Annotated in this window: 15 protein-coding genes; 8 read left to right on the forward strand and 7 right to left on the reverse strand. The window is 70.8% G+C overall.

All coding sequences use genetic code 11. The annotated features are described in order from the left end of the window. Positions 1-268: 268 nt before the first annotated feature. Positions 269-1,057: a hypothetical protein gene (locus EHO50_RS43230; RefSeq protein WP_128437378.1), complete on the reverse strand. Its 789-nt coding sequence runs from the start codon at positions 1,055-1,057 to the stop codon at positions 269-271. A 163-nt stretch (positions 1,058-1,220) separates the two neighbouring features. After that, on the reverse strand, positions 1,221-2,894 hold the full coding sequence (locus tag EHO50_RS43235; RefSeq protein ID WP_128437379.1) for a PucR family transcriptional regulator: 1,674 nt from the start codon (positions 2,892-2,894) through the stop codon (positions 1,221-1,223). 377 nt (positions 2,895-3,271) lie between these two features. On the opposite strand from EHO50_RS43235, the gene EHO50_RS43245 reads away from it, so the two are divergent. The 5 genes from EHO50_RS43245 (at position 3,272) to EHO50_RS43265 (ending at position 10,068) form a co-directional block, all read left to right on the forward strand. After that, positions 3,272-4,162: an FAD binding domain-containing protein gene (locus tag EHO50_RS43245; protein ID WP_128437381.1), complete on the forward strand. Its 891-nt coding sequence runs from the start codon at positions 3,272-3,274 to the stop codon at positions 4,160-4,162. Beyond that, positions 4,162-4,764 (forward strand): (2Fe-2S)-binding protein, encoded by a 603-nt coding sequence (locus EHO50_RS43250; RefSeq protein ID WP_128437382.1) that lies wholly within the window; start codon positions 4,162-4,164, stop codon positions 4,762-4,764. The genes EHO50_RS43245 and EHO50_RS43250 overlap by 1 nt, the downstream gene beginning before the upstream one ends. A gap of 5 nt (positions 4,765-4,769) precedes the next feature. Continuing rightward, a complete protein-coding gene (locus EHO50_RS43255) occupies positions 4,770-7,154 on the forward strand; it encodes a xanthine dehydrogenase family protein molybdopterin-binding subunit (protein WP_128437383.1) in 2,385 nt (794 codons plus the stop codon). A gap of 234 nt (positions 7,155-7,388) precedes the next feature. Next, a complete protein-coding gene (locus EHO50_RS43260; RefSeq protein WP_128437384.1) occupies positions 7,389-8,846 on the forward strand; it encodes an NCS2 family permease in 1,458 nt (485 codons plus the stop codon). Positions 8,847-8,910: 64 nt separating this feature from the next. Then, positions 8,911-10,068: an XdhC family protein gene (locus EHO50_RS43265; protein ID WP_128437385.1), complete on the forward strand. Its 1,158-nt coding sequence runs from the start codon at positions 8,911-8,913 to the stop codon at positions 10,066-10,068. Here EHO50_RS43265 and EHO50_RS43270 read toward each other — a convergent pair. The 3 genes from EHO50_RS43270 to EHO50_RS43280 are packed head-to-tail and all read right to left on the reverse strand — an operon-like array spanning position 10,014 to position 12,373. Further along, positions 10,014-11,324: a lanthionine synthetase LanC family protein gene (locus EHO50_RS43270; RefSeq protein WP_128437386.1), complete on the reverse strand. Its 1,311-nt coding sequence runs from the start codon at positions 11,322-11,324 to the stop codon at positions 10,014-10,016. The genes EHO50_RS43265 and EHO50_RS43270 overlap by 55 nt on opposite strands. Before the next feature lie 33 nt (positions 11,325-11,357). After that, complete coding sequence (locus EHO50_RS43275; RefSeq protein WP_128437387.1) at positions 11,358-11,936, reverse strand: class I SAM-dependent methyltransferase; 579 nt, start codon at positions 11,934-11,936, stop codon at positions 11,358-11,360. Further along, a complete protein-coding gene (locus EHO50_RS43280) occupies positions 11,933-12,373 on the reverse strand; it encodes an SRPBCC family protein (protein ID WP_128437388.1) in 441 nt (146 codons plus the stop codon). The genes EHO50_RS43275 and EHO50_RS43280 overlap by 4 nt, the downstream gene beginning before the upstream one ends. A gap of 184 nt (positions 12,374-12,557) precedes the next feature. On the opposite strand from EHO50_RS43280, the gene EHO50_RS43285 reads away from it, so the two are divergent. From EHO50_RS43285 to EHO50_RS43290, 3 genes are read left to right on the forward strand one after another with little or no spacing between them, the layout of a single operon-like run. Beyond that, on the forward strand, positions 12,558-13,334 hold the full coding sequence (locus EHO50_RS43285) for a DUF2278 family protein (RefSeq protein ID WP_246101841.1): 777 nt from the start codon (positions 12,558-12,560) through the stop codon (positions 13,332-13,334). Beyond that, entirely contained in the window at positions 13,331-13,588 is a 258-nt protein-coding gene (locus tag EHO50_RS46230; protein ID WP_246101842.1) for a lamin tail domain-containing protein, read from the forward strand. The genes EHO50_RS43285 and EHO50_RS46230 overlap by 4 nt, the downstream gene beginning before the upstream one ends. Positions 13,589-13,635: 47 nt before the next feature. Next, positions 13,636-14,847: a cytochrome P450 gene (locus EHO50_RS43290; RefSeq protein WP_128437389.1), complete on the forward strand. Its 1,212-nt coding sequence runs from the start codon at positions 13,636-13,638 to the stop codon at positions 14,845-14,847. Between the two features lie 24 nt (positions 14,848-14,871). Here the strand turns inward: EHO50_RS43290 and EHO50_RS43295 are convergent, their stop codons facing one another. Continuing rightward, complete coding sequence (locus EHO50_RS43295) at positions 14,872-16,293, reverse strand: family 43 glycosylhydrolase (protein ID WP_128437410.1); 1,422 nt, start codon at positions 16,291-16,293, stop codon at positions 14,872-14,874. A gap of 89 nt (positions 16,294-16,382) precedes the next feature. Continuing rightward, complete coding sequence (locus EHO50_RS43300; protein WP_128437390.1) at positions 16,383-17,882, reverse strand: family 43 glycosylhydrolase; 1,500 nt, start codon at positions 17,880-17,882, stop codon at positions 16,383-16,385. Positions 17,883-18,044 lie beyond the last annotated feature (162 nt).

The raw sequence follows: 18,044 nt of genomic DNA on the forward strand, positions 1-18,044 counted from the left end.
GTCCTCGGACCGGCGGTCGCCTTAGGTCAAGAGGTGCTGCGTGTTGACGCCGGCCACTGCGGGCGGACACCCCCCGGCACGTCCCCTTCCCGCCGGGGGCGACTGCGGGCCCACGGGGCTTCGCTTCTCGACGCCGGTCCAGGCATTCCAGCCCGTCCGGCGTTTGAGGACGAGGCCCGTTCAGGGCCGAAGCGGGGGTCTGGGGGCCGCAGGCCCCCAGGGACGGGAAGGGTAGGGGCGGCGGGGGCGAGGAGATGCGGCCCCTGCGTCACGCCGTGGCCGCTCCCGCTGCCGGTGGTGTGGGGGCCAGCTGGTGGGCCAGCCAGGTCGGTACGCCGCCCAGGAGGCGGAACAGCCGGCGGGCCTCCTCGCGGAGCCGCGAGGCCTCCGGCTCGGTCTCCGCATCGGCGAGGGACGCCAGCGCGGGCGCCGTGCCCACCAGGTAGCCCAACTCCTCGCGGATGCGGAGGGATTCGGCGAAGCCGTGCCGGGCCTCCGCCAACTCGCCGTCCCGGAGGGCGAGTCCGGCCAAGTGACGCCACGTGAAGGAGAGGAGGAGGGGATCGGGGTGCGCCGTCGCCCCCGCGTGTGCCCGGCGGTAAGCCGCCCGCGCCGCCTGGGGCGAGCGCGCGAGGTTCTCCGCCAGGAGCCCTCGGCGAAAGTCGAGCAAGGCCCTGCCCGCCGCCCCCGGAGGGATCAGTGCCGCTGCCCGGCCGAGGGCGGCCCGCGCCTCGTCGGCCCGGTCGCGCACTCCGTGCAGTGTCGACGCGTAGGCAAGTTGCCCGCGTTCACAAGCGGCCGCGCCCCGTTCGTCGTCACCGTGCGCGAGCGCCTCGGCCGTGCGCAGCGCGTCCTCGGCCTCTTCCCAGCCCTGCTCGGTGTAGAGACAGCGCTCCACCAGCAGCGACGCCCGCTGGAGCGCGGTCTGAGCGGTCACCGGCTGTAGCAGGGCCGCCGCGTCCGCCCAGCAAGCGCGTGAGCGCAGCCGCCATACCGCGGTCTGGAGTGGATCGTCACCGGCAGTCGTTCCGTTACCAGACATGGCGGTATGCGCCACCTCGCCCTCCCCGAGCACGCCATCGAGCTGTTGAGTGGTGGCGGCATCTCAGCACGAATTCGCGCGCTCGGCCAAGAGGGTGGGTGAAGGATTTCACAAAGTCGTGGGACAGCGGCGGCACTTGGTGCCATCCGTGCGGCGGCTCGCGTGGGCCCGCGCGAGGTCAACTCATCCGCAATGCCAAGAAGAAATCCAGCTTGTCCTCCAGGCGGGAGAGGTCCCGGCTCGTCAACTGCTCGATCCGCCCCACTCGGTAGCGCAGTGTGTTGACGTGCAGGTGGAGGCGGGTCGCGCAGCGCGTCCAGGAGCCGTCGCAGTCGAGGAACGCTTCCAGGGTGGGGATCAGTTCGGCGCGGTGGCGGCGGTCGTAGTCGCGCAGGGGGTCCAGCAGGCGGGCCGTGAAGGCTCGGCGTACGTCGTCCGGCACGAAGGGGAGCAGGAGGACGTGGGAGGCCAGTTCCTGGTGGCCTGCCGCGCAGACCCGGCCCGTGCGGGCCGCCGCCACCCGGCGGGCGTGCCGGGCCTCCTCCAGGGCGCCGCGCAGGCCCTCCGCCGAGTGCACCGCCGCGCTCACGCCGAGGGTGACCCGGCCGTCGCCGTCCAGGCCCGCCGACAGCGCGTCCCGGATCGAGTCGAGGAGGGCGTCCGCGTGTATCCCCGCCTCGGACCCGTCGTGCTCCGAGGAGACCGCGGGGAGGGGGACGAGCGCGATGGCCTCGTCGCCGGTGTGGGCCACGGCGATGCGGTCGGAGGGTTCCGGGCCGGTCGCGAGCGGGTCGACCAGGATCTCCTCCAGGAGGGACTGGGCGATCGGGCCGGGCTCGGTGTCCTGGCCCTCCCACTCGACGCGGGCCACCACCACCTGCCAGTGCGGGGCCGCGCCCAGGCCGGGCAGGAGGACCGGTGCCGCCACCCGCAGGCGCGCGGCGATCTCGGCGGGCGCCGCGCCCGTCTGGACCAGCTCCAGGACCTCCTGGGCGAGGCGGCGGCGGACCGTGCGGGCCGCGTCCCTGCGGTCCCGTTCCACCGCGATCAGCTGTGTGACGCCCTGGAGCAGGTCGAGCCGCTCCTCGGGCCAGTCGCTAGCGTCCGCCTCCACGGCCAGCAGCCAGTCCGACAGCACCGTCTCGCGCACGTCCCGCGAGGCCCGCGGGGAGCGGCCGCTGCTGCGGATCGGGAAGAGGGAGTACGGCGTGCTGCCTATGGCCATGCGGTGGGGGCCGCGACGGCCGGTGCGGGCGGCCGACAGGTGCTCCGCCGCCAGCTTCGCGCACATGTCCGCGGGCAGCGCCGGGCCGCCCACCTTCGAGCCCGCGATGAGCCGCCCCGTCGGTGACAGCACCCACGCCCGCAGGTCCAGGTCCGAGCCGAGGAGGTCGAGGACGACGTCCGGGCCGCCGCCCGCCGGGCCCGACGTCATCATCCGGCGGTGGCGGTCGACGACGGCCGCGAGGTCCCCGGCCCGCTCGCCGCTGACCTGCCGTACGACATGCTCGGTGATCGTCGCGAACGCCACCGACTCGTGCACCGCGAAGAGGGGCAGACGGTGCCGGGTGCAGGCCAGCACCAGGTCGTCGGGGATGTCGCCCAGCTCGGCCTCGCCGGCCGCCAGGGCCGCCACACCGGCCTGCGCCAGGATGCGCACGAAAGGCTCGGAGTCCGCGGCGTCCCTGCGCCAGGCCAGCCCCGTGAGGACCAGCTCACCGCCCGAGAGATAGCGGCTGGGGTCCCTGAGGTCGGTGGTCATCACACCGCGCACGGTGCGATCCAGCTCTTCCTCGCCGCCGAGCAGCTTGAGGCCCAGCGCGTCGGTGTCCAGCAGTGCGCGCAGCCGCATTCTCGTCGCCGCCGTTCTTTGTCTCGAAATCTACGATGGATCCAGAAGGGTCGTGTGGTGAGCGGCCCGTCCGGCGGGCCGGTGCGTGATGACCGACATCCGCCGAGCTGTGTTCCGGCTGTGTCCCTGGTCACAAGGGCTGTGTCTCACGTTTCCACGGAAAAACCAGGAGGTTACTGGTGACCTCCGTTCATACGAATCTACAAGATGCCCGCCCTGGCCAGCCAACTCCTTCATGGTTTCCGTGACTGACCCCGGTGGAGCACGGCGCTGTGTACTGACGTCAATGCGCGTTAACAGCACATGAACGAGCCGGGACTGCCGCACCTGATCTGGCTCAAACCGTACGACCCACGAGACGAAGAAGAGAGCCGGTCATGGACTTCCTTCGCCCCGCCAGCTGGGAGGAGGCGCTCGCCGCAAAGGCCGAGCACCCCACCGCTGTGCCGATTGCGGGTGGCACCGATGTGATGGTCGAGATCAACTTCGACCACCGCCGGCCCGAGTACCTCCTCGACCTGAACCGCATCGGCGACCTCTACGAGTGGGAGGTCGGCGAGGACAGCGTGCGGCTCGGCGCCTCCGTCCCGTACACCCACATCATGGAGAACCTGCGCGCCGAGCTGCCGGGCCTCGCCCTCGCCTCGCACACGGTCGCCTCCCCGCAGATCCGCAACCGCGGTGGCGTCGGCGGCAACCTCGGCACCGCCTCCCCGGCCGGCGACGCCCACCCCGCCCTGCTCGCGGCAGGCGCCGAGGTCGAGGTCGAGTCGGTGCGCGGCAGCCGCCGTATCCCGATCGACGAGTTCTACACCGGCGTGAAGCGCAACGCGCTCGCCGCCGACGAGCTCATCAGGGCCGTACACATCAAGAAGGCCGACGGACCGCAGCAGTACTCGAAGGTCGGCACGCGCAACGCCATGGTCATCGCCGTGTGCGCGTTCGGGCTCGCGCTGCACCCGGAGACGCGGACCGTGCGGACCGGGATCGGCTCGGCCGCGCCCACGCCCGTGCGGGCCAAGGCCGCCGAGGAGTTCCTGAACGCGGCGCTCGAAGAGGGCGGCTTCTGGGACAACGGCAAGATCATCACCCCGTCGGTCGCCAAGCAGTTCGCGGAGCTGTGCTCCGGCGCCTGCAACCCGATCGACGACGTCCGGGGCACCGCGAGCTACCGCCGCCACGCGGTCGGCATCATGGCCCGCCGCACGCTGACCTGGACCTGGGAGTCGTATCGCGGCACCGCCGCCCACACGGAGGGAGTCGCCTGATGCGCGTCAACTTCACTGTCAATGGACGTCCGCAGGAAGCCGACGACGTGTGGGAGGGCGAGTCCCTGCTGTACGTGCTGCGCGAGCGGCTCGGTCTGCCGGGGTCGAAGAACGCCTGTGAGCAGGGGGAGTGCGGGTCCTGCACGGTCCGGCTGGATGGTGTGCCGGTGTGTTCGTGCCTGGTCGCCGCCGGGCAGGTCGAGGGCCGTGAGGTCGTGACCGTCGAAGGGCTGGCCGACTTCGCCAAGCAGCGTGCCGAGCACGGTGGTTGCGCGACCGGTGCCTGTGGTGCGGACGGGAAGGCCGGTACGTCGCTGCAGGACTCTCAGCAGTGGGCCGCCAAGGGGCAGGACTCGCAGACCGGCGAGGGCACCGAACTCTCCCCGATCCAGCAGGCGTTCATCGACGCCGGCGCCGTCCAGTGCGGCTTCTGCACACCGGGTCTGCTGGTCGCCGCCGACGAGATGCTCGAGCGCAACCCGAACCCGACCGACGCGGACATCCGCGAGGCCCTGTCGGGCAACCTGTGCCGCTGCACCGGTTACGAGAAGATCATGGACGCGGTCCGCCTCGCGGCCGCCCGGCAGGGAGAGGCGGTCTGAGCGACATGCCAACGAATGGCGCTCCCACGAAGATCACCCAGGGGTCCCAGACCAAGGGCGGCATCGGTGAGTCCACGCTCCGCCCGGACGGCACCCTCAAGGTCACCGGCGAGTTCGCGTACTCGTCCGACATGTGGCACGAGGACATGCTCTGGGGGCAGATCCTGCGCTCCACCGTCGCGCACGCCGAGATCGTGTCCATCGACACGAGCGAGGCCCTCGCCATGGCCGGCGTCTACGCCGTCATGACGTACGACGACCTGCCGACCGACGTGAAGAACTACGGCCTGGAGATCCAGGACACCCCGGTCCTCGCGCACGGCAAGGTACGCCACCACGGTGAGCCGGTGGCGATCGTCGCCGCCGACCACCCGGAGACCGCGCGTCGTGCCGCGGCGAAGATCAAGGTCGAGTACCGCGAGCTGCCCGTCATCACCGACGAGGCCTCCGCGACCGCCCCTGACGCGATCCTCGTCCACGAGGGCCGCGACGACCACCACAGCGGCCATGTCCCGCACCCGAACATCGTCCACCGCCAGCCGATCTTCCGCGGTGACGCGGCCGAGGCGGCGAAGCGGGCCGACGTCATCGTCAAGGGCGAGTACACCTTCGGCATGCAGGACCAGGCCTTCCTCGGCCCGGAGTCCGGCCTCGCCGTGCCGGACGAGGACGGCGGCGTCCACCTCTACATCGCCACCCAGTGGCTGCACAGCGACCTGAAGCAGATCGCCCCGGTGCTCGGCCTGCCCGAGAGCAAGGTCCGGATGACGCTGTCCGGCGTCGGCGGTGCCTTCGGTGGCCGCGAGGACCTGTCGATGCAGATCCACGCCTGCCTGCTGGCGATGCGGACGGGCAAGCCGGTCAAGATCGTTTACAACCGGTTCGAGTCCTTCTTCGGGCACGTCCACCGTCACCCCGCCAAGCTCCACTACGAGCACGGCGCCACGAAGGACGGCAAGCTCACCCACGTCAAGTGCCGGATCGTGCTGGACGGCGGCGCGTACGCCTCCGCGTCCCCCGCGGTCGTCGGCAACGCCTCCTCGCTCAGCATCGGCCCGTACGTCGTCGAGGACGTCGACATCGAGGCCATCGCCCTCTACACCAACAACCCGCCCTGCGGCGCCATGCGCGGCTTCGGCGCGGTCCAGGCGTGCTTCGCCTACGAGGCGCAGATGGACAAGGTGGCCAAGCAGCTCGGCATGGACCCGATCGAGTTCCGGCAGCTGAACGCCATGGAGCAGGGGACCATCATGCCGACCGGGCAGCCGGTCGACTCCCCGGCTCCCGTCGCCGAACTCCTGCGCCGCGTCAAGGCGATGCCGATGCCGCCGGAGCGCCAGTGGGAGTCCAGCGAGGGCGCGGACGTACGGCAGCTGCCCGGCGGTCTGTCCAACACCACGCACGGTGAAGGCGTCGTACGCGGTGTCGGCTACGCGGTCGGCATCAAGAACGTCGGCTTCTCCGAGGGCTTCGACGACTACTCCACCGCCAAGGTGCGCATGGAGGTCGTCGGCGGCGAGCCCGTCGCGACCGTGCACACCGCGATGGCGGAGGTCGGCCAGGGCGGTGTCACCGTCCACGCGCAGATCGCCCGTACCGAGCTGGGCGTCGCGCAGGTGACGATCCACCCGGCGGACACGCAGGTGGGCAGCGCCGGTTCGACGTCCGCGTCGCGGCAGACGTACGTCACCGGCGGCGCCGTCAAGAACTCCTGCGAGCTGGTCCGCGAGAAGGTCCTGGAGATCGGGCGCCGCAAGTTCGGCTCCTACCACCCGGCTTGGGCGACGGCGGAGCTGCTGCTGGAAGGCGGCAAGGTCGTCACCGACGGCGGCGAAGTGCTCGCCGACCTCACGGACGTCCTGGAAGGCGAGGTCGTCGAGGTCGAGGAGGAGTGGCGGCACCGGCCGACCGAGGCCTTCGACCTGCGCACCGGCCAGGGCAATGGCCACGTCCAGTACTCCTTCGCCGCGCACCGCGCCGTCGTCGAGGTCGACACCGAGCTCGGCCTGGTGAAGGTCATCGAGCTGGCCTGCGCCCAGGACGTCGGCAAGGCGCTCAACCCGCTGTCCGTCCTCGGCCAGATCCAGGGCGGAACCCTCCAGGGCATGGGCATCGCGGTGATGGAGGAGATCATCGTCGATCCCAAGACCGCGAAGGTCAGGAACCCGTCCTTCACGGACTACCTGCTCCCGACCATCCTCGACACGCCGACCATCCCCGTCGACGTGCTCGAACTCGCCGACGACCACGCCCCGTACGGGCTGCGGGGCATCGGCGAGGCTCCCACCCTGTCGTCGACCCCGGCCGTCCTCGCGGCGATCCGGAATGCGACGGGCCTGGAGTTGAACCGGACGCCGGTACGGCCCGAACACCTCACGGGCACCGCGTAGGGCAAGTCTCTCCGGGCGGCGCAGGGAACGTCACACACTCCGCCGCGCCGCCCGGAGTACCCGGACCGCCGCACCGCTCGCGGCAGTTCGGAAAGCAGCAGCACCAGCAAGTAGAGATCCTGTTCGTTCGTCTCGGGCCGTCCCCCGGGTCGTGCGGCCGAAGCACCTTCCCAAATCCCGCAATCCCCAGAAGCAACACGCGGGTGCCCCTTTGAACCTTGGGAGTAGGCCCACATGACCCAGCAGTCACTGGAGCCGGCGACCGCAGCCGAAGACGCGGGAGAAGGCACCCGCGTCCCGGCCGGCAGGTCCTGGCTCGACCGGTACTTTCACATAACGAAGAGAGAATCCACGATCGCGCGCGAGGTGCGCGGCGGCGTCACCACCTTCATGGCGATGGCGTACATCCTCCTGCTCAACCCGCTGATCCTGTCCGGCAAGGACGCGGCGGGGGACACCCTCGCGCAGAAGGCCCTGATCACCGCGACCGCGTTCGCGGCGGCCTTCACCACGCTGCTGATGGGCTTCTTCGGCAAGGTGCCGCTGGCCCTCGCCGCCGGCCTCTCCGTCTCCGGCGTCCTCGCCTCACAGGTCGCCCCGCAGATGACCTGGCCGCAGGCCATGGGCATGTGCGTGATGTACGGCGTGGTCATCATGCTGCTGGTCGTCACCGGCCTGCGCGAGATGATCATGAACGCGATCCCGCTCGCGCTGAAGCACGCGATCACCATGGGCATCGGCCTGTTCGTCGCCCTGATCGGCTTCTACAAGGCCGGTTTCGTGCACCAGGGCGAGGCGACCCCGGTCACCCTCGGCCCGGCCGGTGAACTGGCCGGCTGGCCCGTCCTGCTCTTCGCCGTCACGCTGCTCGCGATCTTCATGCTCCAGGCGCGCGGCGTCCCCGGCGCCATTCTGATCGGCATCGTCGGCGGCACCGTACTCGCCGTCGCCCTCAACGCGCTCGACGTCATCGACCCCAAGCAGTGGGCCAGCGGCGCTCCCGAACTGCACGGCAGCGCGGTGTCCATGCCCGACTTCTCGATCTTCGGCAACGTCGAGTTCGGCGGCTGGGGCGAGGTCGGCGCGATGACGGTCGGCATGATCGTGTTCACCCTGGTGCTCGCCGGGTTCTTCGACGCGATGGCGACGATCATCGGCGTCGGCACCGAAGCCAAACTGGCCGACGACAAGGGCCGGATGCCGGGCCTGTCCAAGGCGCTGTTCATCGACGGCGCGGGCGGCGCGATCGGCGGCGTGTCCGGGGCGTCGGGCCAGACGGTGTTCGTCGAGTCGGCGACGGGCGTGGGCGAGGGTGCCCGTACGGGCCTGTCCTCGGTCGTCACCGGTCTGTTCTTCGCGGCCTGTCTCTTCTTCACCCCGCTGACGGCGATCGTGCCGGGCGAGGTCGCGGCTGCGGCCCTGGTGGTCATCGGCGCCATGATGATGATGAACGCGCGGCACGTGGACTGGTCCGACCGGGCCACCGCGATCCCGGTGTTCCTCACGGTCGTGATCATGCCGTTCACGTACTCGATCACGGCCGGTGTCGCCGCCGGTGTCATCTCGTACGTCGCCATCAAGGTCGCGCAGGGCAAGGCTCGGGAGATCGGGGCGTTCATGTGGGCCCTGACAGGCATCTTCCTGGTCTATTTCGCCCTCAATCCCATTGAGAGCTGGATGGGCGTGCACTAGCCGGCTCCGGCTCCCGCCTTTCGGGAAACGCCCTTCACACAACCGCTGTTAAGGAGACCGACAGATGCTGGACATCGCCGAAGAGCTGCACCGGTGGGTCGAGCAGGGACGTGACTTCGCCGTGGCCACCGTGGTGGCGGTCGGCGGCAGCGCACCCCGGCAACCCGGTGCCGCGCTCGCGGTGGACGCCGACGGCACGGCCATCGGCTCGGTCTCCGGCGGCTGTGTGGAGGGCGCGGTGTACGAGCTGTGCCAACAGGCGCTGGAGGACGGCGAGACCGTCCTGGAACGCTTCGGCTACAGCGACGAGGACGCCTTCGCCGTCGGCCTGACCTGCGGAGGCATCATCGACATCCTCGTCACGCCGGTTCGGGCCGGTGATCCGGCCCGCCCGGTCCTCGCGGCCGCGCTGCGGGCGGCCGCGGGCGGCGAGGCGGCGGCGGTGGCACGGATCGTGTCGGGGCCGAGCGAGCTTGCGGGCCGGGCGCTGCTGGTCCGCCCCGACAGCTCCTGCGAGGGCGGCTTCGGCGCCCACCCCGAACTGGACCGCACGGTCGCGGCGGAGGCGGCCGCGTTCCTGGACGCGGGCCGCACCGGCACCCTGGAGATCGGCGAGCAGGGCTCGCGCTGCGGAGCCCCGCTGACGGTGCTGGTCGAGTCCTCGGTGCCGCCGCCCCGGATGATCGTCTTCGGCGCGATCGACTTCGCGTCGGCGCTGGTGCGGATCGGCAAGTTCCTGAACTACCACGTGACGGTGTGCGACGCCCGACCCGTGTTCGCGACGAAGGCCCGCTTCCCGGAGGCCGACGAGATCGTCGTGGAGTGGCCGCACAAGTACCTGGAGCGGACGTCCGTGGACGCCCGTACCGTCCTGTGCGTCCTGACCCACGACGCCAAGTTCGACGTACCGCTGCTGCAGCTGGCGTTGCGCCTCCCGGTGGCGTACGTCGGCGCGATGGGCTCCCGCCGCACCCACCTGGACCGCAATGAGCGGCTGCGCGAAGTCGGCGTCACCGAGCTGGAGTTGGCGCGGCTGCGGTCTCCCATCGGGCTGGACCTCGGCGCCCGCACCCCCGAGGAGACGGCCCTGTCGATCGCCTCGGAGATCGTCGCGAGCCGGCGTGGGGGGAGCGGGGTCTCACTGACCGGCGCGCACACGCCGATCCATCACGACGCGGCGTCCCCGTCCACGCCGGCCGCGCGGATCGGGTCGGTGGCCTGAGCCCGGGGTACCGGCTGGTCGGGCCAGGTGAACGCGTAGGCCGGGTCGCCGCCCCGGCCGATCCTGACGTGGCGCAGGAGCTCGCGGACGATCCCCGCGTTGCCCTGGGCCCACCCGGGCTCCGGTTCGAGATCGCTCGGGGTGTTGCGGTACTCGACGTTGGACCAGCGCGCGCCGTCGGCGTCCCGGACGGAGTGGGCGGCGATGTCCGCGACGAGCACCCGGGCGAAGTCGGGGGAGTCGCCCTGCTCGGCGATCCGGTCGCAGGCCAGCGCCAGCACACCCGCTGTGCCGCAGCAGCGGGCGTTGTTGTCCCAGAAGCCGGGGCGCAGCCGCTCGGGCAGCCCGGAGTGGGTCACGGTGTGCCAGCAGCGCTCGGCCAGGGCGGCCCAGGCGGGGTCGGCGGTGAGGTCCCGCAGCAGCCGGAAGACATGGGCGTCGCCGGCCGGTCCGTGGCACCAGCCGTAGCTGTGGCGCTCGATCAGGTCGGGGCGGCGCTGCGGATCGGAGTGCGGCGCGAGGAAACCGTCCGGACCGTCCTCGTCGCGGGCCACGACGTCCGCGACTGCGGCCTGCCCCAGCTCGACGAAGTCCGTGCGGCCGGTCGCCGACCCCACGGCGGCCAACGCGTACGCGATCCCGAGCGTGCCGTGCGACATGTGATGCAGCCGCTCCGCCACACCCAGCCGCCACTCCCAGGTGACGCCGGACGCGGTCGTCTCCGCCGTCCGCGCGTACGGCTCCAGCGCGAGTACGGCCAGATCGGCGTCCCCGGCTGCCAGCGCGCCCAGCCCGATGCCCGCGTTGCCGCCCATCAGCTCGAACAGGTCACCCCAGCGCGTCCCGTCGAACCGTGACCGCACGCCGTCCAGAGCCCGACCTGCGGCCGAGTCGGCGTCTGCGTAACCGAGTTCACGATGGACGGTCCGCAGTACCAGCGCGATCCCGGTGCGACCGAAGTAGAGCGAGTCGTCCGGGTACTCGTCGACCACGTCCACGAGCGAGCGGGCCGCCCGCAGCGCCCGGTCGGCATACGTGTCGTCCCCGAAGTGCCGCCACGCCTCCAGCAGCACCGGCACGACTCCGGCCGTACCGTTGTAGAACATCGGGTCGACATCGTCGTCCGAGTCCCTGACGGGCCACCCGAGCCCCCCGCCGCCCGTGTCCCGCGCACCCGAGAGCATCCACCGCAGCCCGTCCACCGCCAGTTCCTCAACCTCGTCCGGTGTCATGCCGGTTGCCCCTGTCTGCGTCATGCGGCCCACTGCGGCACGGTCGCTGTGCAGGGCTCAGGAGCGCAGCACGAAACACCGCACCCCGCCCGCATCGAGGTCGTACCACTCACCCCGACCCCACCCCTCCGTCACCGCCGCAACGTCCTGCGCCGTCACCCCGATGTACTGCCGCTCCAGCGGCAGCCGGCCCGCCAGCGGCGTCGTCACCACCCACGTCCCGCCCGGTGCCAGCAGCCCCCGCACCCGTTGTGCGATCGCCCTCTTGTCCGTCATGAAGGCGAGGACCAGCCGCATCGTCACGAGGTCGAAGCCGGCCCGGGGCAGACGCGCCGCGACCTCGGTGGCGTCCTCGAAGTCGAGGCGGCGCACGCGCAGGCGGGGCTCCAGATCCGCGTACCGGTCGCGGGCCGCCGCCACCGCCGCGTCCGCCCAGTCGACGGCGAGCGTGTCGTAGCCGAGGCCCGCGAGTGCGGCGGCATAGGTGCCGAGCCCGCAGCCGACGTCCAGGGCCCGGGCGCCGGTGCGTGGCCGTACCGCCTCGCCGAGCAGCCGCAGTTCCCGCTCCTTGACGCCCCGAAAGCCACGTCCCCGCGCGAAGTGCTCCTCCCAGCGGGCCCGCGCGACCCGGGTCATGCCCGCCTCAGCAGCCGGTTCACCGCACGCCCGAACACATACCGCGCCGCCCGCTCCAGTACGCCGTCGAACATCCCCGGCAGCAGGCGCACCCGCAGCTCCTCGCGCCACACCACCCGGGCCCGTCCGCCCGGCCCCGGCCGTACCTCGATCTCGGCCCATCCCGTCACCACCCTGCCCCGCTTCTCCAGCCGGCACAGACCAGGGGTGTCCGCATCCGGCGGCTCCCACACCGTGACCTCCATCGGATCGTCGAAGGCGAGCGGGCCGATTCCCGAGCGGGCCACGAAACGGGAACCCACGTGGGTCGGCGGGGGCGTGGTGACCGTGACGCGGGTCAGCGGGACCACTTCGCCGTGCCGGGGCCACTCCGTCAGGCGGCGCCACGCCTCGTCGTGAGGGAGCGGAACCGTGCGTTCGAGGAGGAAGGTGACCACGGAGCGATCTTAGGGAATCGGAGCTGGTCGTCGGCGTGCTCGTACACGGGTCATGCAGTTGGCCCAGCGGGCTGTCGGCGAGCAGACGTACGCAGGGTCAAGTCGCCTTCCGGCGCGGTGCTCGCGCCCTACCCTTCCTGCCAAGGGCGGGCAGCCCGCCCGCCTCCCGGGGGAGTTGGTCGTCATGCCGCTGAAGACCTACGGCGTACTGATCGCACGAGCCGTCGACACCCGGCGCGAGGGCGCCGACGACACACCGCACTACCAGATCCACCTCACCGACGAGCACGGCACGAACTATCGCGCCGCCGTCAACGTCCTGTCCCAGCAGCGGCCCTCCGAGCTGCTGTACTTCGTCAGCGAGGACTTCCGGCACCCGGTCACGGCCCGCCTGGAGGGGCTCGGGAGCGGCTGGAACACCCTGCCGCCCGGGCCCGGCGGCCCGAACCTCGACTACGTGCGCGGCAACCTCTTCGACCCGGCCCGGATGCGGAAGCTGCCCGCGGACCTCGAAGGCCCCGACAACGACCTCGCCGACCTCCTCGACCACTCGGTCCGCCGCGCGGTCGCCGACCCGGAGGCCCGCGTGTACCTCTTCGGCGAGCGCTGGGGGCCCGAACCGAGGGCCAAGGACAAGATCTTCGGCTTCCTGCCGGGCAACGGCGTCCACGACATCCATATGAACCAGGGCAACAGCCGCCGCTTCCGCGACGACGACGGCGTCTGGCAGGACGGCGGGATGCTGATCCACTTCCCGGCGCAGTCCCGCTGGGTCGGCGTCTTCCTCGCGTTCCAGAGCCAGTCCTGGGAGACGGACGACGTCACCGGCCACGCCATCGGGGACGTCGACGGAACGCGCCCCGTGCCCGGCACCCGGCCCGTCCGCATCGTCGCGGCGCTGGTCAACCCGCGCGGCGGGGACCCCGAGGCCGAGACCGTGACCCCGAGGCCGAGACCGTGACCCTCCTCAACGCCTCGCCCGACCCCGTCGACCTGACCGGCTGGCACCTCCAGGACCGGCTGGGCAAGAGGTCGGCCGTGCCGCCCCGCCTGCTGCCCGCCGGTGCCTGCCTCATCGTCCGTCTCGGCGGCGGCGCCCAACTCGGCAACCACGGCGGGGAGATCAGCCTCCTCGACGCCGAGCACCTGAAGGTGGACGGCGTTTCGTACACCGCCGAGCAGGCGGGACGGGAGGGCTGGTCCGTCGTCTTCTGAGTACGGCACCATGAGCGCGACCCGGACCACTGTCGGGAGGGGACCTCATGGACCGTGAACCGCACGACTTACTCGACGAGTTGCAGCGCGACCCGTACCCGCACTACGACCGGGCCCGCCGTGCTCAGGGGCTGATGTATGTCCCCGAGCTCGACGCCTGGCTGGTCGCCCGCGACACCGACGTACGCGAAGTCCTGCGCCGTCCCGGGGACTTCTCCTCGGCGAACAGCCTGCGGCCGGACGTGCTGCCGTCGCCCGCCGCGCTCGCCGTCCTCGGCGGCGGGTTCGGCGGGCGCCCCGTCGTCGTGACCACCGACGGCACCCGGCATCAGCAACTGCGCGCGCCCCTCGTGCGCGGCCTGTCCCCGGCCCGGGTCGCCGCCGTCCTGCCGTACGCCGCCGAGCGCGCCGCCGCCCTGGTGGACACCTTCGCGGACGATGGTGGGGTCGAGCTGATGTCGGCGTACGCCCAGCGCCTGCCCGGCGATGTCATCGGCAGGATCGTCGGTCTCGACCCCGTCGATGTGCCCGCCGTCGTGCACGGCGGGCATCGCGCGGAGGAGCTGCTGTTCCGTCCTCTGGAGGAGAGCGAGCAGATCGCCGCCGCCGAGGACGTGGTCGCGATGCAGCACATCCTCGACCGGTACATACGGGCGCGGCACGCGCAGCCCCGTCAGGACCTGGCCACGGACATCGTGGCATCGGTCACCGAGGGCGAACTCACCCTGGAGCAGCGGCACGAGGCCGTCGCCCACCTCCAGAACCTGCTGATCGCCGGCCATCTGACCACCACCGCCCTGATCGGCACGACCGTCCTGCATCTGCTGCGGCATCGCGCCCAATGGGAGTTGCTGTGCGCCGAGCCCGACCGGATCCCGGCGGCGGTCGAGGAGGGCGCCCGCTACGACAGCGCCCTCCAGGGCTTCTACCGGGTCACCACCCGCCCGGTCACCCTGGCCGGCACCGAACTCCCCGCCGGGGCAACGGTGTTCGTGGCTTTCGCCGGTGCCAACCGCGACCCCGCCCGGCATCCGCGCCCCGACGAGTTCGACATCACCCGCGCCCCGGAGCGCCACCTCGCCTTCGGGCTCGGCGTGCACGGCTGCCCCGGCGCGCAGCTCGCCCGCGAGCAACTCCGGCTCACGCTGGAGGAGTTGACCCGTCGGCTGCCGGGACTGGGGTTGGCGGCGGACCAGCCGGTCATCATGCGACCGACGATGATCCACCGCTCCCCGTACCGTCTGTACCTCACCTGGTGAGACGCGTGAGCCCGGTGAGACGCCTCACTGGGCGTAGAACGTGGCGTCCGCCCTGTCCGTCGCCGTGCTCGGGGTCTGGACGTACAGCAGGTACTCGTAGTGCCTGATGTAGCGCCCGGCGTAGTTGTACGACTCGTAGGAGACCCCGGCGGAGTCGGCGAGTCCGGCCCGCTTGTAGAAGCTGGCGTCGGACGCGAACGACGCCGTGCCGTCGTTCTTCTCCACCCACACCTCGAAGTTCTTGTGCCGCAGGTAGTAGCCGGGGAAGTTGGCCGACTCCAGCGAGACCGTCCCGCTGCCGGCCAGGCCGGTCACGACGCGGAACTGCGAGTCCGCGAGCGGGGAGACGTTGGCCTCGATCTTGGCGCGGTACTCCCAATGCCGGATGAACCGGTCCGCGAAGTTGTACGACGAGAAGCGCTGCGGCGTGACTCCGTCGGCCACCGGGATGCCGAAGTCGGGGGTGCCGTCGGCCTTCCAGTACACCTTCTGCACGCGGGTGCGGCGGTTGGGGTCGTTGAGCGGGTCGCCGGTGATGTTCTTGTAGCTGCGGTCGTGGTAGACGAGGATGTCGGACTTGCCGTCCTCGGAGACGGTGAAGGAGTTGTGGCCCGGGCCGTACTGCGAGGTCGTGTCGCTGGACTTGAAGACCGGCTGCGTACCCTTCGTCCAGGACGCCGGGTTGGTCAGATCGGCGCTCGCCGACGCGGTCAGCATGCCCAGGCAGTAGTTGGCGTCGGTCGCGCTCGCCGAGTAGGTCATGAAGACCTTGCCGCCGTGCTGGATCACCGCCGGGCCCTCGTTGACCTTGTAGCCGACCGTCTCCCAGGACAGCGTGGGCTGCGAGATCTCCGCCGGGGTACCGGTGATCGTCCAGGGGTTGGCCATCTTGGCGATGAACAGGCTGGTGTTGTTGTTCTCGGACGGGTTGCGCTGGGCCCAGGCCAGGTAGCGGACACCGTTCACGACGAAGGTCGTGGCGTCGAGCGAGAAGCTCTCCCAGGTCGTCTTGATCTGGCCCTTCTCGGCCCAGGTGGCGGTCAGCGGGTTGGCGCCCGTGCCCTCCAGGACGTACATCCGGATGGCCCACACGTCACTGGTGGAGCCGGCGGCGAAGTACACGTACCACTTGCCGTCGATGAAGTGGATCTCCGGCGCCCAGATGTGCGCGCCCATCACGCCGCTGGCGTGCTTGGTCCAGATCGTGGTCTCGGGCGCGGTCGACAGACCCTGGATGGTGGTCGCCCGGCGCAGCACGATGCGGTCGTACTCGGGGACGGTCGCGGTGAAGTAGTAGTAGCCGTCGGTGTGTTTGAAGATGTGCGGGTCGGCCCGCTTCTCTGCGATCGGGTTGGTGTAGGTCACGGCGGGGGAGTCGGGGACGGCGGCCTGGGCGGCGGGGGCCGGCCCGGCGAGGCAGGCCGCCAGGGCGACGAGGACGGCCATGAGCAGCCGTACGGCTATGCGTCTCAAGGGAGTTCTCCGGATCAGAGAGGTGATCAGAGGTTGATCAGTGGGGGATCAGAGGGGGGTGATCAGGTGGTGGGGACGAGCTTCCACTGCTGGCAGTTGTTGTTCAGCCACGTCCACTGCCGTACGTCGGTGCCGTTCGCGGTGCCGCAGTCGGCGACGTCGGCGACCTTGCCGGTGGACTCGTTGACGATCCGCACGTAGTCGCCGCTCGCGGTGAAGACCAGTCGGTAGCGCTGGCACTTGTTGTTCAGCCAGGACCACTGCCGGATGTCCGCGCCGTCGGTGGCGGAGCACTCCGCGGTGTCCATCACCTTGCCGGTGGCGACGTTGACCAGCCGGTTGGTGTCGTCACCGAGGTCCTCCAGCTTCCACTTCTGGTTGGCGCCGCCGGTGCAGCTCCACTGGAAGATGTTGGTGCCGTCGGCCGTGTTGCCGCCGTTGACGTCGAGGCACTTGCCGCTGTTGCGGTTGACGAGGGTGTACGACGTCGGCGTCGCCGCCGTCTCGCCGGACGGGCCGGGGAGCGTGGTGCCGAGGGCGACGGGGGTGCCGAAGTTCGGGGTGCCGTCGGCGTTCCAGGTGAACTCCTGGGCGCGGGTGGTGCGTCCGTTGCCGCAGCCGCCGTTGGACGCGGAGTTGGCGTGGTAGACGATCCAGTTCTCGGTGCCGTCGGGCGAGGTGAAGAAGCCGTTGTGACCGGGGCCGTAGACGCTGTTGGCATCACTGCGCTGGAAGACGGGGGTCTGCTTCTTCGTCCAGGACGCCGGGTTCAGCGGGTCGGAGCCGGTCAGCTCCAGCTGGCCGAGCTTGTAGTCGGCGGTCTGGCAGGAGCTCGCGGAGTACGTCAGGAAGGTGCGGCCGTTGTGGTAGAGCGGCTCGGGGCCCTCGTTGACGGGGTTGCCGGAGCGCTCCCAGTCCAGGGTCGGGCTGGAGATGATGGTGAAGGTGTTGCCGGCCAGGGTGTACGGATTGCTCAGCGGCGCGATGACCAGGCTCTGCGTACTGCCGTTGATGAACCCGCTGCCGACGAGGTACAGCTTGTTGTTGGCCTGCAGCACACTCGCGTCGATCAGCCAGCCGCCCGGGGTGAGGTTCGACCCGGTGAGCGAACCCTTGTAGGTGTACGGCCCCATGGGATCGGTGCCGGCGCTCTCCAGTACGTGCGTGCGCTGCGAGTCGCAGCAGGCGACGCCGCTCTGTCCGGCCGAGTAGTACACGTACCAGTGGCCGTTGAACAGGTGCATCTCCGGCGCCCAGATGTTGGTGTTGCGCGTGGACGTGGTGTCCGAATACACCTGCACGTTGGGCGCGGTGGCGAGGCCCGCCAGAGTCGGTGACTTGCGGATGCCGAGGATGCCGGTGAACGTCGTGGTGATCAGGTAGTAGTTGCCGTCGTGGTACTGCAGCCACGGGTCGGCGCCCTTGAACGACTTCAGCGGGTTCGTGTACGGGCGGCCGTCCGCCGCGGACGCCGGCTGCGTGGTCGCCACCAGGGCGAGGAGCGCCGCGAGTACGCAGAGGATCAGTGATCTGCGGCGCTTCCTGAGCGGCGGGTGAGACATCCGGGGCATTCGAGACCGTCCCTGTCCGTAATTTCGAACGGAGTTCGTGATTCCGATCGTGATTGGGACAGAACATAAAAGTGGGCCATGCCCCCGTCAACGGTTTCGTCATATGCGCTTTACAAACCCGCGTGCGGACGCACGTCCGGCGCGGGTGCGCGA

Source organism: Streptomyces cyaneus, assembly GCF_004028635.1.
GTDB lineage: Bacteria > Actinomycetota > Actinomycetes > Streptomycetales > Streptomycetaceae > Streptomyces > Streptomyces cyaneus.